The organism is Aeromonas sp. ASNIH2 (assembly GCF_002934795.1).
GTDB lineage: Bacteria > Pseudomonadota > Gammaproteobacteria > Enterobacterales > Aeromonadaceae > Aeromonas > Aeromonas caviae.
Map to the genome: position 1 here is coordinate 671,928 of NZ_CP026406.1, position 22,523 is coordinate 694,450.

At 62.0% G+C, this 22,523-nt stretch carries 20 protein-coding genes and 2 pseudogenes; 11 read left to right on the top strand and 11 right to left on the bottom strand.

All coding sequences use genetic code 11. From position 1 onward, the window contains the following. Positions 1-12 precede the first annotated feature (12 nt). From tesB to rnm, 6 genes are all read right to left on the bottom strand, one after another. On the bottom strand, positions 13-876 hold the full coding sequence (tesB, locus tag C3F36_RS03065) for an acyl-CoA thioesterase II (protein WP_039039188.1): 864 nt from the start codon (positions 874-876) through the stop codon (positions 13-15). Between the two features lie 469 nt (positions 877-1,345). Further along, positions 1,346-2,269: a 23S rRNA pseudouridine(2605) synthase RluB gene (rluB, locus tag C3F36_RS03070; protein ID WP_039039190.1), complete on the bottom strand. Its 924-nt coding sequence runs from the start codon at positions 2,267-2,269 to the stop codon at positions 1,346-1,348. After that, positions 2,262-2,954 carry an SMC-Scp complex subunit ScpB gene (gene scpB / locus C3F36_RS03075; RefSeq protein ID WP_043155571.1) on the bottom strand — a complete coding sequence of 231 codons (693 nt, stop codon included), beginning with the start codon at positions 2,952-2,954 and terminating at the stop codon, positions 2,262-2,264. Before scpB ends, rluB begins: the two co-directional genes overlap by 8 nt. A 41-nt stretch (positions 2,955-2,995) precedes the next feature. Further along, complete coding sequence (locus C3F36_RS03080) at positions 2,996-3,877, bottom strand: segregation and condensation protein A (RefSeq protein WP_199769657.1); 882 nt, start codon at positions 3,875-3,877, stop codon at positions 2,996-2,998. Beyond that, positions 3,870-4,490 (bottom strand): L-threonylcarbamoyladenylate synthase, encoded by a 621-nt coding sequence (locus tag C3F36_RS03085; RefSeq protein ID WP_010673702.1) that lies wholly within the window; start codon positions 4,488-4,490, stop codon positions 3,870-3,872. The genes C3F36_RS03080 and C3F36_RS03085 overlap by 8 nt, the downstream gene beginning before the upstream one ends. Positions 4,491-4,615: 125 nt before the next feature. Further along, positions 4,616-5,497 carry an RNase RNM gene (rnm, locus tag C3F36_RS03090; RefSeq protein WP_039039192.1) on the bottom strand — a complete coding sequence of 294 codons (882 nt, stop codon included), beginning with the start codon at positions 5,495-5,497 and terminating at the stop codon, positions 4,616-4,618. Positions 5,498-5,921: 424 nt separating this feature from the next. Here rnm and C3F36_RS03095 point away from each other — a divergent pair, with 424 nt between their 5' ends. The 6 genes from C3F36_RS03095 (at position 5,922) to trpA (ending at position 12,826) form a co-directional block, all read left to right on the top strand. After that, complete coding sequence (locus C3F36_RS03095) at positions 5,922-7,556, top strand: anthranilate synthase component 1 (RefSeq protein WP_104454448.1); 1,635 nt, start codon at positions 5,922-5,924, stop codon at positions 7,554-7,556. Positions 7,557-7,636: 80 nt separating this feature from the next. Beyond that, the gene (locus C3F36_RS03100) at positions 7,637-8,236 is read left to right on the top strand and encodes an aminodeoxychorismate/anthranilate synthase component II (protein ID WP_069785302.1); all 600 of its coding nucleotides are present in this window, start codon (positions 7,637-7,639) and stop codon (positions 8,234-8,236) included. A 10-nt stretch (positions 8,237-8,246) separates the two neighbouring features. After that, complete coding sequence (trpD, locus tag C3F36_RS03105) at positions 8,247-9,260, top strand: anthranilate phosphoribosyltransferase (RefSeq protein WP_053288294.1); 1,014 nt, start codon at positions 8,247-8,249, stop codon at positions 9,258-9,260. Continuing rightward, positions 9,260-10,765, top strand: a complete 1,506-nt coding sequence (gene trpCF / locus C3F36_RS03110; protein WP_069785303.1) for a bifunctional indole-3-glycerol-phosphate synthase TrpC/phosphoribosylanthranilate isomerase TrpF — start codon at positions 9,260-9,262, stop codon at positions 10,763-10,765. The genes trpD and trpCF overlap by 1 nt, the downstream gene beginning before the upstream one ends. Positions 10,766-10,829: 64 nt before the next feature. Beyond that, the gene (gene trpB, locus C3F36_RS03115) at positions 10,830-12,023 is read left to right on the top strand and encodes a tryptophan synthase subunit beta (RefSeq protein ID WP_041213214.1); all 1,194 of its coding nucleotides are present in this window, start codon (positions 10,830-10,832) and stop codon (positions 12,021-12,023) included. Further along, positions 12,020-12,826 (top strand): tryptophan synthase subunit alpha, encoded by an 807-nt coding sequence (gene trpA, locus C3F36_RS03120; protein ID WP_041213215.1) that lies wholly within the window; start codon positions 12,020-12,022, stop codon positions 12,824-12,826. The genes trpB and trpA overlap by 4 nt, the downstream gene beginning before the upstream one ends. A 219-nt stretch (positions 12,827-13,045) precedes the next feature. Here trpA and C3F36_RS03125 read toward each other — a convergent pair whose 3' ends face one another. Then, positions 13,046-13,996, bottom strand: coding sequence for an IS1595-like element ISKpn3 family transposase (locus tag C3F36_RS03125; RefSeq protein ID WP_043851557.1), 951 nt, complete (start codon positions 13,994-13,996; stop codon positions 13,046-13,048). Between the two features lie 367 nt (positions 13,997-14,363). On the opposite strand from C3F36_RS03125, the pseudogene C3F36_RS03130 reads away from it, so the two are divergent. The 4 genes and pseudogenes from C3F36_RS03130 to C3F36_RS03145 form a co-directional block, all read left to right on the top strand. Beyond that, a pseudogene (locus C3F36_RS03130) lies at positions 14,364-15,370 on the top strand (IS3 family transposase); the annotation flags it as partial. Between the two features lie 369 nt (positions 15,371-15,739). After that, on the top strand, positions 15,740-16,036 hold the full coding sequence (locus C3F36_RS03135) for a helix-turn-helix domain-containing protein (RefSeq protein ID WP_050498308.1): 297 nt from the start codon (positions 15,740-15,742) through the stop codon (positions 16,034-16,036). Further along, positions 16,020-17,336, top strand: coding sequence for a HipA domain-containing protein (locus C3F36_RS03140; protein WP_104454449.1), 1,317 nt, complete (start codon positions 16,020-16,022; stop codon positions 17,334-17,336). Before C3F36_RS03135 ends, C3F36_RS03140 begins: the two co-directional genes overlap by 17 nt. Positions 17,337-17,433: 97 nt before the next feature. Then, a pseudogene (locus C3F36_RS03145) lies at positions 17,434-17,658 on the top strand (DUF3297 family protein); the annotation flags it as partial. Between the two features lie 80 nt (positions 17,659-17,738). Here C3F36_RS03145 and istB read toward each other — a convergent pair. The 4 genes from istB to C3F36_RS03165 all read right to left on the bottom strand — a co-directional run bounded on the left by istB (position 17,739) and on the right by C3F36_RS03165 (position 21,515). Further along, positions 17,739-18,494 carry an IS21-like element ISAs27 family helper ATPase IstB gene (gene istB / locus C3F36_RS03150; RefSeq protein WP_043851824.1) on the bottom strand — a complete coding sequence of 252 codons (756 nt, stop codon included), beginning with the start codon at positions 18,492-18,494 and terminating at the stop codon, positions 17,739-17,741. Positions 18,495-18,516: 22 nt separating this feature from the next. Continuing rightward, the gene (gene istA, locus C3F36_RS03155) at positions 18,517-20,082 is read right to left on the bottom strand and encodes an IS21-like element ISAs27 family transposase (RefSeq protein WP_043851823.1); all 1,566 of its coding nucleotides are present in this window, start codon (positions 20,080-20,082) and stop codon (positions 18,517-18,519) included. Positions 20,083-20,581: 499 nt separating this feature from the next. Then, the gene (locus tag C3F36_RS03160) at positions 20,582-21,016 is read right to left on the bottom strand and encodes a DMT family transporter (protein WP_045524056.1); all 435 of its coding nucleotides are present in this window, start codon (positions 21,014-21,016) and stop codon (positions 20,582-20,584) included. 10 nt (positions 21,017-21,026) lie between these two features. Next, complete coding sequence (locus C3F36_RS03165; protein WP_104454450.1) at positions 21,027-21,515, bottom strand: DMT family transporter; 489 nt, start codon at positions 21,513-21,515, stop codon at positions 21,027-21,029. Positions 21,516-21,615: 100 nt separating this feature from the next. Here C3F36_RS03165 and C3F36_RS03170 point away from each other — a divergent pair, with 100 nt between their 5' ends. Further along, positions 21,616-22,509 carry a LysR family transcriptional regulator gene (locus C3F36_RS03170; protein ID WP_104454451.1) on the top strand — a complete coding sequence of 298 codons (894 nt, stop codon included), beginning with the start codon at positions 21,616-21,618 and terminating at the stop codon, positions 22,507-22,509. Positions 22,510-22,523 lie beyond the last annotated feature (14 nt).

A 22,523-nucleotide genomic window follows, 5' to 3' on the forward strand; every position in this document is an offset into this window, starting at 1 on the left:
CAAGAGGGCGTCTCAGCCCCGGCGACGGATCACCCCTTCCTGCATGGTGCTCGCCACCAATACCCCATCCCGGGTGAAGAACTGGCCGCGCACCAGACCCCGACCGCCGCTGGCGCTCGGGCTGTCCACCACGTAGAGCAGCCAGTCGTCCAGCCGGAACTCCCGGTGGAACCACATGGAGTGATCGATGGTGGCCACCTGCATGTCCGGCTCCCAGTAGGAGACCCCGTGGGGCTGCAGAGCGGCGAACAGGAAGTGGAAGTCGGAAGCATAGGCCAGCAGGTAGTTGTGGACCCGCTGATCGTCCGGCACCGGGCCATTGGCCTTGAACCAGGTGTAGCGAAGGGGCTCGTGAACATCCGGGCGAATGGGGTCCACCAGGGTCACCGGGCGAATTTCGATGGGCTTCTCACACAGGATCTTGTCCCGCAGGGCCGCCGGGATCATCTGCTCGTAGGGACGCACCAGCTCCAGCTCGCTCTTGAGCTGCTCGGGGGGCGTGATGCCGGCCGGCATCTTCGCCTGATGCTCGAAGCCCTCGGCCTCCACCTGGAAGGAGGCGTTGAGGTAGAAGATGGGCTTGCCATTCTGGATGGCCTTGACCCGGCGGGTGGAGACGGTCTGGCCGTCGCGGATGTTCTCCACGTCGTAGACGATGGGCTTGTTGGCATCCCCGGGGCGCAGAAAGTAGGAGTGGAAACTGTGGACCTGGCGGTCGCTTGCCACCGTCTGCTTGGCGGCTGACAAGGCCTGCCCCATCACCTGTCCGCCAAACACGGATCGCAACCCGAGATCCTGGCTCTGGCCCCGAAACAGGCCCTCCTCGATCTTTTCGAGCGCCAGCAACGCCAGCAGCTCATCCAGTACCTTGCTCATTGGTTTCTCCTGTCTTTGTGCGCGAAAGGCTAACAAGCCCGTCCCGACAGGGCAACAGCTCCCTCGGCAGGGTCGAAAAAAAAGAAAGAGAAATTGATGAAAACAAAAATGCATTAGTAAAAGGAATGAAAAAGCCCCCTACGCCGCAATGCTGTTCACTTAAGAGAATTTGAGTTCCAGTCCACGTAGTATCAGGACAAAAAAGCGAGGGAGGCATGATGCCTCCCTCTTTCTATTGCAAGCCCCGCTGGATAAAGGCTGGAGGAAGATCGACTGGACACAGCCTTGCCCCCTCAACTCAAATCCAATTTATGAATAATCAGTCAAAAAAGTGCTTATCTGAACAGCATTGCCCCTACGCCGCCCTCTTTGTCGTACCAGGCCGGGAACATGTCCGGAACACAAAAAAGCCCGCACCTTGGGGTGCGGGCTTGTGGCGTGTCCGGGGCGAGCGACCCGTAGCGGCGGCTTACTTGCTGCCGGTGCCGGAATTGCGGGTGGAGGAGGTCGGCTTGCGACGGGCGGTAGTGGCACGGGCGCGCGGCTCCTTGCCCTGCATCTCCTTGTGGCGCTTCACGGCGCGACGGATCTGGGCGGCCTGCTTGTGGCGAGTGCTCTTGCCATCCTGCTGCAAATCGACCTTGGATTCGGTCTCGTTGGGCAGGTTGACCAGGCCGCGCAGGTAGTTCACTTCGGGCAGTTTCAGCTCCTGCCAGCCGCCGCGGGGGATGCCGCGATCCAGCTTGACGTCGCCGTAGCGGATACGCATCAGGCGGCTCACCTGTACTTCCTGGGACTCCCACAGGCGGCGCACTTCCCGGTTGCGGCCCTCGGTCAGGGTGACATTGAACCACTGGTTCAGCCCTTCACCGCCGGCCGGCTTGATCTTGTTGAACTTGGCCATACCGTCTTCCAGCTGCACGCCCTTGCGCAGGCGCTGCAACATGGCTTCGGTGATCTCGCCAAAGACGCGCACCGCGTATTCCCGCTCCACTTCGTGGCTCGGGTGCATCAGGCGGTTCGCCAGTTCACCGTCGGTGGTGAACAGCAAGAGACCGGAGGTGTTGACGTCCAGACGACCCACCGCAATCCAGCGGGCGCCATCCATCTTGGGCAGACGATCAAACACGGTGGGACGTCCTTCCGGATCGTGACGGGTGCACATCTCCCCTTCGGGCTTGTGGTAGGCCAGCACGCGGCAGATCACTTCCTCTGCGGCGCGGGTCTTGACCTGGTGGCCATCCACCCGGATCACGGCGTTCACTTCGACGCGATCCCCCAGCGTGGCGACCTTGCCATCCACGCTGACCCGACCTGCGGTGATCAGGGCCTCCATCTCACGACGGGAGCCTTGACCCGCGCGGGCCAATACTTTTTGCAGTTTTTCACTCATCGGGTTTACCTGATTGTTGATCGCTGCCCGCCGACATCGCGGACAACCTTGGCTCTTGTGGGACGGCCCCGTTGGCCTCCCCACCATGTTCATGCTCAGCACGGCCTGCCAGAGGCTGACCGTCACCGCCCTCGCCCGGCATGAGCGACAAGGGGGCCTGCAGCTCGGGATCCAGCTCGGGGAGCTGCTCCAGACTCTGCAGGTTGAAATAGTCCAGAAATTCACGGGTGGTGGCGAGCAGCTCGGGGCGACCCGCCACCTCCTTGTGGCCGATGCTGCGCACCCAGCCACGCTCCTTGAGGGTGTTGACGATCTGGCTCGACACCGCCACCCCGCGGATGGCTTCTATCTCCGCCCGGGTGATGGGCTGACGATAGGCAATCAGCGTCAGCGTCTCCATCACGGCGCGGGAATAACGGGGAGCCCGCTCGCTCCACAGGCGCGACAGCTCCTCGGCGTACTCCTGGCGGGCCTGGAAACGCCAGCCGGAGGCCACCTCTTTGAGCTCGACCCCCCGCTCGCTGTAATCCTGTCTGAGCTCTGCCAGCAGCAACTGGACATAGCGGCCGGTGACCGGGTAGTCCGAGAGCACGCTGCCCTTGATTTCGCTCACCGTGAGGGGACGCCCCGCCACGAAGATCGCCGCCTCGATCAGGGTCTTCAATCGTTCAGCAGGCAGCGCCACGGTGGACCTCCCGGGTCCACGCCCCTGGCGCCGCCCCTCGCTCAGTGTAGATGCTCATGCTCCTCCCCTTTCCCCTGACTCGCCAGGGCAAAATGGATGGGGCCCAGGGGCTCCGCCTGCAAGATCCAGATCAATTGCTCCTTGCACAGCTCCAGCAGGGCCAGGAAGGTCACCAGCACCCCCATGCGCCCCTCCTCGGCCCGCAGCACCTGCTCCAGGCGCAGGGTCTGGCCCAGGGAGAGCATGGCGAGGATCTCCGCCATCCGTACCCGGGTCGGGATCTGCTCGCGGCGGATCTGGTGATGTTCAAAATGAGTCGCGCGTTTTACCACACTTTGCATGTAAAGGGCGAGTTCAACCAGAGAAACATCGGGCACCAATGGCTTCAAGACACCAAAATCCGGCGCCATGGCGGCGGCGACGAAGATCTCCCGCTCCACCCTCGGCAGGGCATTGACCCGCTCCGCCCCCAGCTTGTAGCGCTCGTACTCCTGCAGGCGACGAATGAGGGTGACGCGAGGGTCTTCTCCCTCCTCCTCGGCTTCCAGCTCCGGGGCCTTGGGCAGCAGCAGGCGGGACTTTATCTCCGCGAGCCAGGCCGCCATCAGCAGGTATTCCGCCGCCAGCTCGAGGTTGAGCCCCTGCATCAGATCCACGTACTCCATGTACTGGGCGGTGATCTGCAGGATGGGCAGGTTGAGGATGTCGAGCTGCTGGCGCCGGATGAGGTAGAGCAAGAGATCCAGCGGCCCCTCGAAGGTGTCGAGAAACACCTCCAACGCATCAGGGGGGATGAACAAGTCCTGGGGCAGCTCATGGTAGGGCTGCCCCAGCACGGTGGCGATGGGCGGGGGAAGGGAAGCCTCCCCCGTCGTGCCCGCGGGGGTTGTCAGCGCGGGCACGGGGTCGGCAAGATCACTCAAACGGCGTCGGATCCCCGGCACCGCGGCGACGCAGCACGGGCTCGTCGTCGGAGAAGTCCACCACAGTGGTGGGCTGCTCGCCCAGATACCCGCCGTTGACCACCAGATCCAGCTGCTTGCCGAGCTTGTCGGCAATCTCCTCGGGGTCGAACTCCGCCATCTCGGAGCCCGGCAGGATCAGGGTGGTGGAGAGCAGCGGCTCACCGAGGGCCTCAAGCAAGGCCAGCGCGATGTTGTTGGCCGGGACCCGGATACCGATGGTCTTCTTCTTCTCGTTCATGAGGCGGCGCGGCACCTCCTTGGTGGCCTTGAAGATGAAGGTGTAGGGTCCGGGGGTGTTGTTCTTGACCAGCCGGAAGGCGGTGTTGTCCACCTTGGCATAGGTGGAGATCTCCGAGAGATCCCGGCACACCAGGGTGAAGTCGTGGTTCGGCTCGATGCGACGGATGCGGCAGATGCGCTCCAGGGCATCCTTGTTGCCCATCTGGCAGCCCAGGGCGTAGCCGGAGTCGGTGGGATAGACGATGACGCCGCCGTTTTGCAGGATCTGCACCGCCTGGCTGATGAGGCGAACCTGGGGATTGTCGGGATGTACGTAAAAATGCTGACTCATATGCTCTTCTCGCGATAGGGGGCACGCTCGTTGCCCGCTTCATGGTCAAGGGCCCCTTGGCCCATGACACTACCTTAACCTGTTTGACGCAGACTCGCCTGCATCAAAGATGCCGGCCCGGGGGGTCAGCGGCTGGCCAGCAGGCCCGCATGCTCCTCGGGGGTGAGCCCGAAATGACCGGGGTGACCGAGCCACAGCGGCATCCCCTCCTTGGGGAGCCAGAGGTGGCGGCCAAGCTCGGTCCAGTTGGAGGGGAAGTGAAAATCGGACCCCACCGAAATATAGAGATCGTGCTCCCTGGCCCACTGGCCGAGATTCGCCCGCTCCTGTGGGCTCTGCTGGGGCAGGGAGACCTCCATGGCATCCCCCCCGACGGCCTTGAAGGCCACCAGCAGCCGCTTGATCCACTTGGCGGTGAGATTGTAGCGGCTCGGGTGGGCCAGCACCGCCAGCCCGCCTGCGGCGTGGATGGCCTCGATGGCCTCCCCCATCCCGGGCCACTCGGCGGGCACATAGCCCTTGTTGCCCCGGCTCAGGTACTTCTTGAACACCTTCTGCATATTGTCGGCCACCCCGCGCGCCACCAGCACCCGGGCAAAGTGGGCCCGAGTCACGGCGGCGTCACCGGCGAGCTGCTTGGCCTCTTCATAGGTGCCCGGGATGAGGCACTTCTCCAGACGACGCCCGATCTCCTCGGCGCGCGCCTCTCGGCGGGCTCGCTGCCCTGCCAGAAAGGCGAGCAACTGGGGATTTTTCTCGTCCACCCCGAGGGCCACGATGTGGATCTCGTGATGCTCCCACCCGGTGGAGATCTCCACCCCGCTCACCAGGCGCAGTGGCAACTGGTCGGCCGAGATGGTCTGGCGCACCTCCTCAAGCCCGTCGAGGGTATCGTGGTCAGTGACCGCTAACACCTCCACCCCTTTTTCGGCGGCGCGGCGCACCAGGTCGGCGGGGCTCAGCACCCCGTCCGAGGCGGTGGTGTGGCAATGAAGATCGAATCTCATCGGCGTGTTTCGCTCTTGTTTGGGACCTGCCTGGAAAAGGCCGGCAAAAAAGCGACTTGACTTGGCCGCGGCTTTATCGTTTTCTGTAGGCACTTCATTGCAAACATCTTTTTACAGGACTCAATCTCATGCAAGCGACTTCCATCCTGACCATCTGGTGGTGGCACACTCCCTGACATGCGGGCGTGTGGTCGTTGCTGTACCTGTAATCTGACAGCAAGTTAAGAACCCAAAGAAAAAGCCCGCTGACCCCAGCGGGCTTTTTTATTATCCGGCAAATGGACCTGTGATGAAACCGACAATTCAGAGAAGCACACTGACATGGCGATGGCGAACTCGCTGACGTGACCCGAACCCGACCCATTTTCAAGAGAGACAGCGCCATGACCATCGGTGACACACAACACATGCAAGGGAAGGCATTATGACAGGCAACAAGACCCGTTTGCCCCTGGGCGAATTCGATACCATCCGGCTCAATGCCCCCTATGTGACAGACCCCCTGGCACTCTATACCCGACTCTGCCAGGACAGACCCAACAACCTGCTGCTCGAATCGGTGGAGATCGACTCCAAGGCCGGCACCCAGAGCCTGCTGCTGGTGGACGCCTGCCTGCGCATCGAGTGCCGCGGCCGCACCGTGCAGGTGCGCCCCCTCGGCGACAACGGCGCCGCCCTGCTGAGCCTGCTGGAGCAGCGCCTGCCCGCCGTCATCACCCAGACCCGGGTGGCGGACGAGCTGCACCTCGACTTCCCGGCGTCCGATCGGGAGCTTGACGAAGACAGCCGCCTCAAGGGCAGCAGCGTGCTGGACGTGCTGCGCACCCTGCAGCGGGAGCTGCAATGCCCGCAGGGCAAAGAGGCCCTCTTCATGGCGGGCAGCTTCGCCTACGACCTCATCGCCTCCTTTGAAGACTTGCCCGAGGTGCCAGAGGGGAGCAACGACTGCCCTGACTACTGCTTCTATGTGGCCGAGACCCTGATCACCATCGACCACATCAAGCAGAGCACCCAGTTGGTGGCCTGCCTGTTCGGCGGCGAAGAGGATGAGCAGCTGGACGCGCGCTACGCCCGCCTGACCGCTCGCCTCGAGTCCTTCAAGCAGGCCTGTCAGCAGCCGCTGCCTGCGCCGCAGGGCTCGGCGCCGCTGACCGGCGTCCTGGCCGTCGACAAGGGGGACAAGCAGTTCTGCGCCGAGGTCGAGAAGCTCAAGGGCTTCATCCGCCGTGGTGACATCTTCCAGGTGGTGCCGTCCCGCAGCTTCTCCCTCCCCTGCCCGGATCCCGTCGCCGCCTATCGCCGCCTCAAGCAGACCAACCCCAGCCCCTACATGTTCTACGTGCAGGACGAGGGCTTCACCCTGTTTGGCGCCTCCCCCGAGAGCGCGGTCAAGTTCTGCGCCAACAGCCGCCAGGTGGAGATGTACCCCATCGCCGGCACCCGCCGCCGTGGCCTCAACCCGGACGGCAGCATCAACCTGGATCTGGACGGCCGCATCGAGCTGGAGCTGCGCCAGGACGAGAAAGAGGTGGCCGAGCACCTGATGCTGGTGGATCTGGGTCGCAACGACATCGCCCGCATCTCCGCCCCCGGTACCCGCTACGTCAAGGATCTGCTGAAAGTGGATCGCTACAGCCACGTCATGCACCTGGTCTCCCGGGTGGTGGGCACCCTTCGCGCCGACCTTGACGCCCTGCACGCCTACCAGGCCTGCATGAACATGGGCACCCTGACCGGTGCCCCCAAGCTGCGCGCCAGCGAGCTTATCCGCATGGTGGAAGGCAAGCGTCGCGGCAGCTACGGCGGCGCCGTGGGTTACCTGAACGGCGCGGGGGAGATGGACACCTGCATCGTCATCCGCTCCGCCTTCGTGAAAGAGGGGGTAGCCCATGTCCAGGCCGGCGCCGGGGTGGTCTATGACTCCAAACCCCAGGCCGAGGCGGACGAGACCCGTGCCAAGGCGGCGGCCGTGCTGGCCGCCATCGCTGCCAGCCATGGCACCTCCCTGCAGGCCCTCAGCGCCCAGCAGGAACAACACAAGGACGTGAGCCATGACTAACATCTTCCTGCTCGACAACGTCGATTCGTTCACTTACAACGCTTTGACCGACCAGTTCCGCACTTCGAAGGAGCAGTCCCATGACTAACATCTTCCTGCTCGACAACTTCGACTCGTTTACCTACAACCTCGTCGACCAGTTCCGCACCCTGGGCTACCCGGTGCGCATCTACCGCAACAGCCTGCAGGCGAGCCGCATCATGAGTGAGATCGACGCCTGCGAAGGGGACGCCGTCCTGGTGCTCTCCCCGGGGCCGGGCGCGCCCCATGAGGCGGGCTGCCTCATCGACCTCATCAAGCTGGCCCGGGGCCGGGTGCCCATCCTCGGCATCTGCCTCGGTCATCAGGCCCTGTGCGAAGCCTACGGCGGCACCGTCGGGGCGGCGGGGGAAATCGTCCACGGCAAGCGCTCCCTCATCGAGCACAACGGCCATGGCGCCTTCGCGGGGCTGCCGAGCCCCTTGCCGGTGGCCCGCTACCACTCCCTGGTGGCCACCTATGTGCCACAAGAGTTGCAGGTGATTGCCCACTATCAGGGCATGCCCATGGCCATCGAGCAGCGTGACGAGCGGGTGCTGGGCTTCCAGTTCCACCCGGAATCCATCATGACCAGCGAAGGGGCCCGCCTGCTCACCCAGGCCCTCGCCCATGTCACCCGTCCAGAAAGCCACGTGCGGTAAGGAAGAGACCATGCATCAACATCTCAACACCCTCTATCAGGGTCAGTCTCTCACCCGCGACGCCGCCCGCGACGCCTTCGGCCAGGTGGTTCGTGGTGAAGTGGATCCCATCGTGCTCGCGAGCCTTTTGACCGCTCTCAAGATCAAGGGGGAGACCCCGGAGGAGATCGCCGGCGCCGCCGAGGCGCTGTTGGCCGAAGCCCGCGACTTCCCGCGCCCGGACTATGCCTTCTGCGACATCGTCGGCACCGGAGGGGACGGCCTCAACACCATCAACGTCTCCACCACCTCGGCCCTGGTGGCCGCCGCCTGCGGCCTGAAAGTGGCCAAGCACGGCAACCGCTCGGTCTCGAGCAAGTCGGGGTCGAGCGATCTGCTCGATAAAATGGGCATCAAGCTCGACATGAGCCCGACCCAGGCCCGCCGCTGCCTGGACGAGCTCGGGGTCTGCTTCCTGTTCGCCCCCCAGTACCACGCCGGGGTGCGCCATGCCATGCCGGTGCGCCAGGCCCTCAAGACCCGCACCCTGTTCAACGTGCTGGGGCCGCTCATCAACCCCGCTCGTCCCAGCTTCCAGCTGATGGGGGTCTATGCCCCCGAGCTGGTGCGCCCCATCGCCGAAACCCTGCTGGCACTCGGCCTGAAAACCGGTATGGTGGTGCACGGCGCCGGTCTCGACGAGATTGCCATCCACGGCCCGACCCAGGTGGCGGAAATCCGTGACGGCGAAATTCGCGAGTACTTGCTCACCCCGGCGGACTTTGGCCTCGACACCTACCCGGTCAGCGCCATCCAGGGCGGTGAGCCCGAGGAGAACCGCGCCATCACCGCCGCCATCCTGGAAGGACGCGGCAGCCCGGCCCACAACGCCGCCATCGCCGCCAACGTGGCGCCGCTCCTGGTCATGGCGGGCGAGGCCCCGGACTTTAGGCAGGCCGCCGCCCGGGTGCTGGCGGTGCTGGCAAGCGGCCAGGCCGCCCTCCTCGCCCGGGATCTCGCCACCCTGAGCCATCAGGAGGCATGATGTCAGCCACCACCGCAGCGTGCCCCAGGGGCACTCACCCAGAACGCCCGACGGGCAACAGCCAGCTTCGCAAGGATAACGAGATGTCAGATGTCATTGCTCCCCACGCCTTTCTGAACATGGCCTCCATCAGCCAGACCATTCTCGGCAAGATCGTGGCGGCCAAGCAGGAGTGGGTCGCCGCCCGCAAGGAGAGCCAGCCCCTGGCGAGCTTCCAGGACGCGCTCACCCCGAGCGATCGGGACTTCGAGGGGGATCTGCGCCAAGGCTCCACCCGCTTCATTCTGGAGTGCAAGAAGGCCTCCCCCTCCAAGGGCTTGATCCGCAACGACTTCAGCCCGGAGGCCATCGCCGACATCTATGGCCACTACGCCACCGCCATCTCGGTGCTGACGGACGAGAAGTTCTTCCAGGGGGATTTCGCCTTCCTGCCCCGGGTACGGGGCCGCGTCCAGCAGCCGGTGCTCTGCAAGGACTTCATGATTGACCCCTATCAGGTCTATCTGGCCCGCCACTATCAGGCGGACGCCATCCTCCTGATGCTCTCCGTGCTCACCGACGAGGGGTATCGCGCCCTGTTCAAAGTGGCGAAAGAATTGGGCCTCGGAGTGCTCACCGAGGTGAGCAACGAGGAGGAGCTGACCCGCGCCATCGACCTCGGCGCCCCGGTGATTGGCATCAACAACCGGGATCTGCGGGATTTGAGCGTCGATCTCGCCCGCACCCGGCAGCTGGCGGCCAGGATCCCGGGGGATCGGGTGGTGATCAGCGAATCCGGCATCAACCACCGCGCCCAGGTGGCGGCCCTGCGCCACCACGCCAAGGGCTTCCTGGTGGGCTCTTCCCTCATGGCGGAGCCGGATCTGGAGGCCGCGGTGCGCAAGCTCGTGCTCGGCCAGAACAAGGTGTGCGGCCTGACTCGTCCCGAGCACGCCGCCGCCGCCCATCAGGCGGGCGCCGTGTTCGGCGGCCTTATCTTTGTGGCGAAAAGCCCGCGCTACGTGGACATTCCCGCCGCCCGCGCCGTGATGGCGGGTGCGCCGCTCTCTTACGTCGGGGTGTTTCGCAATGCCCAGCCCGCCACCATCGCCAAGACGGTGGATGCGCTGGGGCTCGCCGCCGTGCAACTGCACGGGGATGAAGATGCCGCCTATGTCGAGGCACTGCGCGCGCTGCTGCCGGCAGGCTGCCAGATCTGGAAAGCGGTTGGAGTCACAAGTGGCGAGCCCCTGCCCGCCCTCGACTACCCGGCGGATCGCCTGCTGCTGGATACGAAAGTCGGCAGCCAGAGCGGCGGCACCGGTCAGGCGTTCGACTGGACTCTGCTGGCCGGGCTCGACAAGAGCAAACTGATGCTGGCAGGGGGGCTCAACCCCGACAACGCCCTCGAGGCCGCCCGGGTGGGCTGTGTGGGCCTTGATTTCAACTCCGGGGTGGAGAGTGCCCCGGGCAGGAAGGATGCCCACAAGCTGGCGGCCGCCTTTGGTGCCCTGCGCCAACTGTGAGCGCCCCGTGACTCATTCAACGAATTAATGAACTGCGTTTGCCCATAAGCACAAGGAATAATGTATGACCCTGCTCAATCCGTTTTTCGGTGAATTTGGTGGTATGTATGTGCCCCAGATCCTCATCCCCGCCCTGCTCCAGCTGGAGAAGGCCTTTGTCGATGCCAAGGATGATCCGGCCTTCGTCGCCGAGTTTCAGGCGCTCCTGACCGAGTACGCCGGTCGCCCGACACCGCTCACCCTCACCCGCAATTTGACCAAGGGCACCAAGACCCGCCTCTACCTCAAGCGTGAAGATCTGCTGCACGGCGGCGCCCACAAGACCAACCAGGTGCTGGGTCAGGCCCTGCTTGCCAAGCGCATGGGCAAGCACGAGATCATCGCCGAGACCGGCGCCGGTCAGCACGGCGTCGCCACTGCCCTGGCTTGTGCCCTGCTCGGCCTCAAGTGCCGGGTCTATATGGGCGCCAAGGATTGCGAGCGCCAGAAGCCCAACGTATTTCGCATGAAGCTGATGGGCGCCACCGTCATCCCGGTGCACTCCGGCTCCAGCACCCTCAAAGATGCCTGCAACGAGGCACTGCGCGACTGGGCTGCCAACTATGAAACCGCCCACTACCTGCTCGGTACCGCCGCCGGCCCCCACCCCTTCCCCACTATCGTGCGGGAGTTCCAGAAGATGATCGGGGAAGAGGCCAAGGCCCAGTGCTTCGAGAAGGAGGAGCGCCTGCCGGATGCGGTGATCGCCTGCGTCGGCGGCGGCTCGAATGCCATCGGCATGTTTGCGGATTTTATCGACAACCCTGAAGTGCGCCTTATCGGGGTCGAACCCGGTGGTCACGGCATCGAGAGCGGCGAGCACGGCGCGCCGCTGGGTCACGGCAGCAAGGGGGTCTTCTTTGGCATGCACTCCTTCCTGATGCAGGACAACCAGGGCCAGATCCAGGAGTCCTACTCCGTCTCGGCGGGGCTGGACTTCCCCTCCGTCGGCCCCCAGCACGCCCACCTGGCCGCCATCGGCCGCGCCGAGTACCCCTCGGTGACCGACAAGGAGGCGCTGGACGCCTTCCAGGAGCTGGCCAAATCCGAAGGGATCATCCCGGCGCTGGAGTCCTCTCACGCCCTGGCTCATGCCCTCAAGATGGCCCGCAGTGAACCGGAAAAAGAGCAGGTGCTCATCGTCAACCTCTCCGGCCGTGGCGACAAAGACATCTTCACCGTTGCCGACATCTTTGAAAAAGAAGGAACCTTGTCATGAACCGTTACGCTCAACTCTTCTCCCGTCTGGACAAGGCCAATCAGGGCGCCTTCGTGCCCTTCGTGATGCTGGGTGACCCCACCCCCGAACTGTCCCTGGCCATCGTCGATGCCCTGGTCCAAGGGGGCGCCGACGCCCTCGAGCTCGGTATTCCCTTCTCCGATCCGGTGGCGGACGGCCCCACCATTCAGGGTGCCGCCCTGCGTGCCTTTGCCAGCCACACCACCCCGGACGACTGCTTCGGCCTGCTCGCCCGCATCCGCGCCAAGTACCCGCAGCTCCCCATTGGCCTCCTGGTCTACGCGAACCTGGTCTATGTGCGCCACATCGACGGCTTCTACGAGAAGTGCCAGCAGGCGGGGGTGGATTCGGTGCTGGTGGCCGACGTGCCGGTGCAGATGTGCGCCCCCTACAAGGCGGCGGCCGACAAGTTCGGCATCGACAGCATCTTTATCGCCCCGCCCAATGGCGACGCCGAAACCCTGAAGCAGGTGGCGGAGCTGGGTAACGGTTACACCTATCTGGTGAGCCGTGCTGGCGTGACCGGTGCCGAGACCAAGGCCGGCATGCCGGTGGAGGGCCTCATCAACTCCCTGCGCGAGTTCAACGCCCCCCCCGCCTTGCTCGGCTTTGGCATCAGCGAACCGGCCCAGGTACGCGATGCCATCAAGGCTGGCGCCGCCGGCGCCATCTCGGGTTCGGCAGTGGTGAAGATCATCGAGACCCACCACCAGAACCCGGAGCATATGCTCACCCGTCTGAAGGAGTTTGTGGAAGGGATGAAGGCCGCGACCAATCGATAAGGGGCGCACTGGCCACATGCCCTTGGCCGTGAATGGTCCGGCTGCGTATCCGCCTCAGCCATAATGATATCAGCGTACCAAAGGGAGCCTAACCGGCTCCCTTTCTATTTCGTATTTGTTATGATCATTAACATCGTTGTACCGTTTCTTGGGAAGGCAATAGGAGAAGAACACTTGAGAACTAAACAATCAGATAATCCAACACTAAGCTTAACCTGATTACCCATGACCCTCAGCCAGCTTCAAGAGCCGATATGGCATCGGAGGGCTTGCCACGACTGCATGCCCCAATTCTACCAACATGCTATTGAGGTCAAAACGATGATTAAACCGGAAGCAGTATTCCGCAAGATGCCTTGGTAAATGCTTCGCTCCGAGCGTATGGCAACTGCCCCGCAGCGAGTTTTTCACATTTCCTATCATCGTGTTTACCCAGTTGAATGCCGGATGATCCAGCCAGTCCAGGTTGCCCCCGGTGACAACTCCCAGGTGCTCACAATTGGCCTCCTTGACCGCTTTGAAACAGGCCAATCCATCGGATATCACCGCGCTACCACTGGCAATATGCCGTTTTGCCCAATCAGCAACGGACTTGGTTTTGAAACCATCGACCACCGTCATCCGCATCTTGATTGGATGTCCTTCCTTGTTCAGGGCCACTGCTGCCACAAACGGCGTCTTGCCTGCCGCGCCCCGACCCCGTTTGCCACCACGGCGCTCGCCACCCCAGTAGACATCATCGAGCTGAATGATGCCGCTGATGGGCTGCTTGTCATCGGACTCTTTCATGGCTTGCAGCAGCTTGTGCTTGAGCATCCAGGCGGTGTCATATTTGACGCCCAACTGGCGCTTTAGCTCCATCGCTGACAAGCCTGTTTTGGTTTGTGACAACAGGTGCATTGCCAGAAACCACTTGGTCAGTGGGAGCTTGGTGTTTGCGAAAATCGTGTTTCCAGTCAATGACATCTGGTGACGGCAGTGATTGCATTGCCACACACGTGGCCGCCTTCTCAGGCGACAACAGGTCTTGTTGGCACATTCAGGGCAGACAAAGCCGTTAGGAAAACGCCAAGTGAACAGCGCGTTTTCGCACTGAGCCTCAGTGCCATAGTCCTTGAGAAACTCAAACAGGCTGTAGCCTTTCTGGAATTGGATTTTGCTTTTGGCCATGATCTCGCACCTCGATAACTGTACGTAAGATCAGTATAGTTCGTGGTAACTGACTGCTAATCATGGGTAATCAGGAAGCTTAAAGTGTTAGGCTTAATGACGAATATATTGACTCTGCACGTATTTTCATCAAAAGAGACTTTCATACCATCTGTATCTATGATGAGTGCACCGGTCATCCCCTCGAAAAGGCATCATATACCTTACAGTTTATCGTGATAACGAAAATCACCCCCATGAGCATTTCACAATAAACTAAGGAAGGTGCGAATAAGTTAGATTGGCCCCTTGAAGATCCAGACACTTCGCCCCTCTTAACTTAAGAGGTAGTCTTGGAGCTATGTTCAGTACTAGTCACAACGAGAAGATGGTCGAAGTGTTAACAGGGGCCGAGCGCCGTCGACGCCGGACTCCACAAGAAAAGATCGCCATCGTGCAGCAGACCTTTGAGCCCGGGATGACCGTCTCTCATGTTGCTCGCTTGCACGACGTCAACGCAAACCAGCTTTTCAAATGGCGTAAGCAATTCCAAGAAGGGTCTCTCACGGCGATCACCGCCGGTGAGGATGTTGTTCCTGCTTCCGAGTTGGCTGCTGCCATCAAGCAGATCCGAGAGCTTCAGCGTCTGCTCGGGAAGAAGACCATGGAGAACGAGATCCTCAAAGAAGCCGTGGAGTATGGTCGAGCAAAAAAATGGATTGCGCATGCGCCCTTGTTGCCGGGGGACGACGATTAAGTGCTGTGAGCCAGGCTCTTAATGTATCGCGTGCGCAGCTATCCGTTCGTGTTCATCGAAAACCGGGTTGGCAAGATGGTCGTCATCATCGCCAGCGTGATGATGCAGCCTTACTTGGCCGTATCATGGAGGCGATGGCAGAGCTTCCCTCCTATGGCTATCGCCGGGTCTGGGCGCTGTCACGGCGTCAGTCTGAGGCAACAGAACAACCTGTGGTAAACGCTAAGCGGGTATATCGCGTCATGCGCGAGCATGGCTTGCTGCTGGAAAGAAAACCAGCTGCACCATTGGCCCAGCAGGCACATAAGGGGCGTGTTGCCGTCAAGGAGAGCAATCGACGGTGGTGCTCAGATGGCTTCGAGTTTCGCTGCGATAACGGTGAAAAACTACGTGTCACGTTCGCCATGGATTGCTGCGATAGGGAAGCGTTGGACTGGGCGGCCAGTACTGGGGGTTACGATAGTGACACTGTGCAAGATGTCATGCTGAGGTCTGTCGAACGTCGCTTTGGGGATTCGTTGCCGGCATCACCGGTGGAGTGGCTGACTGATAATGGCTCGGCGTATCGAGCCCATGAGACCCGCGCGTTTGCACGAGAAATCGGGTTGGAGCCCAGGGAAAGTGCGAACAAGTATCCCACGAACAAAAAATGAAAATTTTAGTCATTTAATATCAATGGGTTACCATTAAATGCTCTCGTGCCATATGACTTATTCGCACCTTCCCTAGTCTTCAATTACTATCGGCATTACCATATGAATCTTTATTAAAAATTGACTTACGATGTGATCGGATTTAACTCCATACATCCAGACACTAGTCCCTACTCCACTGCGGAGGAGATAGTGTTGTAACTATGTGAATCGCCAACAGCTTTGTAGATTCCTCTACACTTTTATCTTGCAACCAGTACCAGAACCATCAAAAGTGCACCATCGTACACATTTGATTGATGTATTCTCACGCCATGGGTTAAGGTGTAACAACCTACACTTTTTTTCGTGATCATGATGGCAGACGCATCGTTGCAAGCCGGCCCGAAAGAACTGGATCCCGCCTCCCTGGGGCTGGCGATCCGCGAGAGACGCAAGGCCGCCAGGATGACGCAGGAGGTGACGGCCTCACTGTGCGGCATCTCCAAGAAGACCCTGATCAAGATTGAAAAAGGGGGAGATGTCTACCTCTCGACCCTGCTGCAGGTGATGAAGGCGCTGGGGCTGCACTTGCAACTGGTGCAGGAAGTGGGCTCACAGGTAGCGAGCGGCAACAGCCAACCCGAGGTCGGTGATGATGAATGGTTCTGAGCGCCATCGGCTGGAACTTCGGCTGGGTAACCAGCTGATCGGCCATCTCGAGTATGACTCCAGCCAGGATGCGTTTCAGCTCGGCTATACACCTGAGTGGCAGGCGCGTGGCTTCCCGCTCTCCCCCCCACTGGCGCTGGATGGATCGGCCAGCAGTGCCCAGATCCGGGCGTATCTCGGCAACTTGCTGCCTGAAAATCGCGGGCTGGACCATCTGATTGAGGCGCTCTCCGTTTCGCGCAGCAATCTCTTTGCCCTGATCCACGGCATCGGCCGCGATGTCTCCGGGGCTGTCACCTTTACCCTGCCCGCAGAGCCCGACGTCCCCACCCGGTTTCGCCCCATCACCCCAGAGGAGCTGTTGCTGCGCCTCGAACAGCCCGAGATCTGGCCGCTGGAAGTCTGGGATGGTCGCCCCCGCCTCTCGGTTGCGGGTGTGCAGGCCAAGCTCAACCTGCTGCGACTCGAGGGGGCGCTGGGATTTGGCGAGGGCGAGCTCTGTTCCACCCACCTCCTCAAGTTCGAGCATCACCCTCATCTGGTGATCAATGAGTTTGTGACCATGGGGCTGGCCGCACTGCTGGGCATGCCGGTGGCGCGGGTCGAACTGCACAGGGTCGGCCAAGGCGATAAGTCCCACCGAGGTTTGCTGGTAGAACGGTTCGATCGGCGCCTTGACGAGGATGGGTTGAGGGTGCGCCGTCGTCACATGATCGATGCCTGTCAGGGGCTGGGGTTTCCCGTCGCCCGAAAATATGAACGCAACTTCGGTGACGGGCGAGACGTGGCCCATATTCGGGAAGGGGTGAGCCTGCCACGGCTGTTCAGTCTCAGCGCACTTTGCGTCAATCCGGCGCAGGCCAGACTGGACATGCTGCAATGGCTGCTCTTCAACCTCTGCGTCAACAATCACGATGCCCACGGCAAGAACTACAGCTTCTTCGTATCAAAAGCAGGGCTGATGCCCACCCCCTGGTACGATCTGGTCAATGTGGGGCTTTACCCCGAGTTCAACCAGCATCTGGCCATGGCCATAGGCGACGAGTTTGCTCCCGAGGCGGTCAACGCATGGCAGTTGCTGGAGATGGCCGAGGCATGCGAGCTGCCCAAACGCCTGTTGCAGCAGACCTTGCACAAGATGGCCAGCGACATACTGCATCAGCTTGATGCCGCCATCGCCCTGGTTGAGACAGACAATCCCGCCGAGCTGGCTTATCTGGCACGTTACAGAGACGACGTTGAGCACCGTTGCCACCATTTTCAGGCGCAGGCGACGCTGTTGCCCGAGCTGCAACTGTAGCCAGACCTTGTCCACCCCCATGGGACGCAGCCCAGCCTTGAGCCCATGACGGGCATTGCCTACAATGACCCACTTTTTATCACACTCAGGTCTATAAATGAGCGACAACAAACCTGCACTGCCCGACCGTCTGGCGGCCAACCCGCGCAGCCCGCACCATGTGGCAGAGTGCTTCGAGCACGAGATCGGCATTCGCGTAAACGGCAAGGAGCGCACCAATGTCGAGGAGTACTGCATCAGCGAAGGTTGGGTGAAGATCCCCTCCCCCAAGGCCAAGGATCGCTACGGCAACCCCATGCTGATCACCGTCAAGGGCACCGTCTGGCTAATAACATCATGTCGATCAGCCAATAACATCATGCCGATCACTTTTTTTCTGCCCGCGTTTATAGCGTCTTCCTTTTACTCCGCCTGATCGGCATCGGTCAAGTTGGCGCCCTGTTTTCTCATCGATTCTCCCGTTAAGGTCACGCGCACCGCTCTGTGGATCAGTCGGTCCAAGATCGCCTCGGCGAAGGTTGCCTCTCCGATCATCCCGTACCACTTCTCCACCGGCAATTGGCTCGCCACTATCGTTGAGACGTTGCCGTAGCGGGTATCGATGATCTCCAGCAGGTTGCTGCGTTCGCTCGCGTCCAGCATCTCCATGCCCCAGTCATCCAGGATCAGTACCCCTATGTTGCTTACCCGCTCCAGCAGTTTCGGATAGCTGCCATCCGCTTGGGCCAGTCGCATCTCTTCAAGTAGGGTTTTCAGCCGGTAATACCGCACGCCCACTCCTTGCCGGATAAAGTAACGGCCCAGGGCACACGCCAGGTAACTCTTGCCACAGCCTGCCGCGCCCGTTAGCAGCAGGTTTTGTTGATGACTCAGCCAGTGTCCTTCCAGCAGTTGGCGGATCTGCGCTTTGCTCACGCCTCGACCCGCCCGATAGTCGAGCTGCTCCACCTGTCCGGCTAGCCGGAACCGGGCTTGCTTCTCCAGGCGGTTGGTTTTCCTCTGCTCCCGCTGCACCAGCTCATGGCTCAGTAATAGTTGCAGCCGCTCTTCAAAACCCATATCCAGGTACAGCATGCTCTGGGCCTGCTGCTGGTTCAGAGCCTGTTTCATGCCGCTCAAGTGCAGGCGGCTTAGTTGTTCATCGAGGTGTAATTGCATCGGCTTCTCCTGATCCGTGGGGTTAGTGGAAGTAGTGCTCGCCATGGACATTGTCATGACGGATGTCTTGCAGCGGATCCTGTCGCTCGTTGGCAATGAGTTGTTGCTCCTCCAGGCCATGCTTGAGCATGCTGCGGATGTTGTGCAGCCGGTTGGCGCCGGTCAGGTGCCCCCGGAGGCAGGCCGCTTCCAGCCGCTCCTTGCCATAGGTTTTGCTCTGCCCCAGCAAGGCCAGGCAAGGGCGCACCGCTTGCGTCGAATGCTCTGCCTGCCGGATAAAGCCATCCACCCAATGCGTGGTGTAGGGGCCGATGGACGCCGCCCAGCCAAGCAGTCGCTCTGGCGACCACTCCAGCAGTGCCTGATGATGCGCGGGCATGTGTTCACGCAGGCTGCTGTGCTGGCCTTTGTGATGACTCCGCTGGTGTTCGGCCACGATCTTGCCCGCGTGGTACAGCGTGACGGTATGCTCGGCCAGATGCGCCTCCAGCCGCTTGCCCTGCAAGGCATAGGGCACTGAGTAATAGTGCTTTTCCAGATCGACGTGGTAGTCCTTACCAACCAGCACCGGCACTACTTTGGTGTAGTGATAGGGATAATCCGGCAACGGCTTGAGCGCCGGTGCATCGAGCTCGGCAAACAGTGAGGCACGGCAGCCAGGCAGCTTCTGGAAGGATTTCTGGTTGAGCCGGGTCAGCAGTTCACCCATTCGCTGATTGAGCTGGGCCAGGCTATGGAAGGTTTCATGACGCAGCACCGCCAGGATCCAGCGGGTGACGATCTGCACGCCCACCTCCGCCTTGGACTTATCCTTCGGCTTGCGGGGCCGCGCGGGCATGATCGCCGTACCGAAATGGGCCGCCAGCATCTGGTAGGTAGGGTTGAGATCCGGATCGGTATTGCGCGCCACGCTGACGGCACTCTTGAGGCAATCAGGTACCACCAATTGCGGCACACCGCCAAAGAACTCGAAAGCGCGCTTGTGGCTCATCACCCAGTCATCGAGCTGCTGGGAGCGGGTGGCCTCGGCAAAGGTGTAGTTGGAGGCCCCCAGCACGGCGACAAAGATCTGGGCCCGGTAAAGGATCTCGCCGGTATGCGGATCGACAATGGGCATGGTCTGGCCGCAGTAGTCGACAAAGAGTTTTTCGCCCGCAATATGGGTCTGCCGCATCGAGGGTTGCAGCAGCGCCGCCCACTCTTTATAGAGCCGACAGAAGTGGTTGTAGCTGTAGTGGGAGCCTGGATGGCGCTCGGCGTACTCCTGCCATAGCAGCTCGAGGGTCACGCCTTTTTGACCTGGTTTTTTGAGTTCCTGATGCAACAAGGCCCAGTTGGGAGTGGGTTTGTGCTGAGTTTTATGGACAGAGCAGGTCTTGAGAAATGCGCGCTCCAGGGAGACATCATCCCAGGACTCAGACAGGGGCCAGGTCATGATACCCAGTTGAGCCGCCCGGTTGAGGTAATAGGATACGGTGCTAGGAGAGATATGCAGGCTGAGGGCGATCTGCCGATGAGCCAGTTGAGCCTGATATTTAAGGCGAAGAATTTCTTTGAGTTTTCTCACAGTGATAGGCCTCGCAGACATGCACGTTCCTCTGTTGGAGCAGATGGGAAAGTGCGGGTTTAACGAAGCGGGGAGAAAAAGTCACCAATAACATGGATGCCGATCATGGTTTCCCATCGAGGGTAAAAAGTGATCGGCGTGGGATGTTATTGAGTGATCGGCATGGATGTTATTACGTGATCGGCATGAATGTTATTGAGCGATCGCCATGCGTGGGAATATGCACCGTCGAGGCTTTCTACGCCTAAGCGGCCCTGACCGCGCGCCCCGCCGGGCCCGCCGCCATGCTGTTCAGAACACCGGCCTTGCGCCGGTGTTCTGCTTTTGGGCTGGCCCAGGGTTACAGGCAGCCTCTCTTTCTTTGCTCTCTTTTGCCTTCCTGTTTCTTCCTTTCCTTCCCTTTCTTTCGCCTTTTCCTTTTCATCTGGGCCCTGATCCGGCTGGCGAGCCGCCTTTGGCATCCAGGCAGGGCGACACTCTTGTCATCCCTGCCGGTTTACCCAGGCCATCACCGCATCACTCACCCTCGGGAGCGCGACTTGCCGCCCTGCCAGCGTTGCAGCGCAGCCCCCGCCAGCACCAGCAGGATGCCGAGCAGATCGCTCGCGGCCAGCCGTCCGGCCAGGGCATCGAGCAGGGCGCCCCCCGCCAGCTGGCCCGTGACGATGAGCAGGGCGCAGGCCAGGGCGCCGATCCGGCCGATGGCCCAACTGCTGATGGCGACGAACAGCGCCCCCAGCACCCCGCCGAGCAGCAGCCAGGGATCGAGCCCGGCTAGCCGCTCCCAGGGTGCCCCTTTGAGGATGAGCAGGGCGCCGAGCAGCCCGAAGCCGAGCAGGTGGTTGGCAAGGGACGCCGTCATGGCGCCCCGGGCGCTGGCGAGGCGGCCATTGAGGGTGCGCGACAGGCTCACCGCCACGCCGTTCAGCAGTCCCAGCAGGATCAAGAGGGTCATGGTGTCTCTCCTAATGCAGCACGATAAGCAGGGCGCCGGCCAGCACCAGCAGGGCGGCGAGCGCGTCTTTTCCCGAGGGGCGGCGGCGAGCCAGTCCGAGCCAGCCGAGGCCATCGCACAGGGCACCAAACAGCAGCTGGCCGAGCAGCAGCAGGGCCAGGGTGCCCGCCATGCCGAGGGGCGAGTTGAGGCACAGGGCCGCCAGCACCACGGTGAGCGCCCCCGGCAGACCGCCGAGCCAGGCCCAGGGCGGGGCCGCCTCCGGCGTCGGGGGCCTTGGGGAGAGCCACCACAGGAGCCCGGCCACCAGGCTGCCGACCCCGTGGGCCAGCCAACTTGCGAGCCAGGGGTCGGTGGCGCGGGACAGGGCGCCGTTCTGGGCGATCATCAGCGCCAGCAGCAGGCCGGCGGCGAAGGCGGCCAGGGCACCCAGGGTCTGGCCAAGTGTCTGTCCGAGGGCGGGGCGGCCGGGGCCGCGGTCAACAAGCGGGGGGATCATGGGGTTGCTCCTTGGTTGAACTGACGAGCAGGGTAAATTGTTTTTGATTTGGGGATAATCTACCATCCTGGAACAACATTGTTTCCATATCGAGAACAACATGAACCAGGAAGCCTTCGCCCTGCTCCCCGCCTTCGTCGCCGTGGTGGAGTCGGGCACCTTCTCCGGCGCCGCCCGTCAGCTCGGTCTCAGCAAGTCGGTGCTGAGCAAGAAGGTGAGCCAGCTCGAGCAGGCCCTCGGCTGCCAGCTCCTCTATCGCACCACCCGCTCCCTCACCCTCACCGAGGCGGGGGAGCGCTACTTCGAGACGGTGCGCCATGCAGTACGCCTGGCCAACGACGGGGAAGATGCCATCGGCGCCCTGCAATCGGCCCCCCGCGGCCTGCTGCGGGTGACGGTGCCCATGGTCTATGGCCGGCGCCACATCGCCCCCCTTGTCCCCGAGTTTCTCGCCCTTCACCCCGAGGTGCAGTTGCAGCTGGAGATGAGCGACGCCCGGCAGGATCTGGTGGCCGAGGGGTTCGACGTGGCGGTGCGCATCGGCGAGCTGGAGGATTCGAGCCTGGTCGCCCGCCGCCTCGCCCCCTGTCTCAGCACCCTGTGCGCCGCCCCCGCCTACCTGGCGCAGGCCGGCACGCCCCACACCCCGGCGGATCTCGAGCGCCACAACTGCCTCTTCTACTCCCTGTTTCGCGGCGGCACCCAATGGCGGCTGCACGGGCCCGAAGGAGAGGTGGCCATCACCCCTAGGGGCAATTTCGAGGTCAACAACAGCGATGCCATCCACACCGCGCTGCTGGCGGGGCTTGGCATCGGCAACATGCCGGACTTCATCGTGGCGCGGGATCTCGCCATCGGGCGGCTGGTGCCCGTCCTGCCAGACCATGCCCTGCCCGAGCACGGCATCTGGTGCGTCTATCCCAAGCGCCGCCACCTGCCCGCCAAGGTGGAGGCCTGGCTGGCCTTCCTGCAGGAGCGTCTGGGGCTGCGCTGAGGGGGGCATCGGGA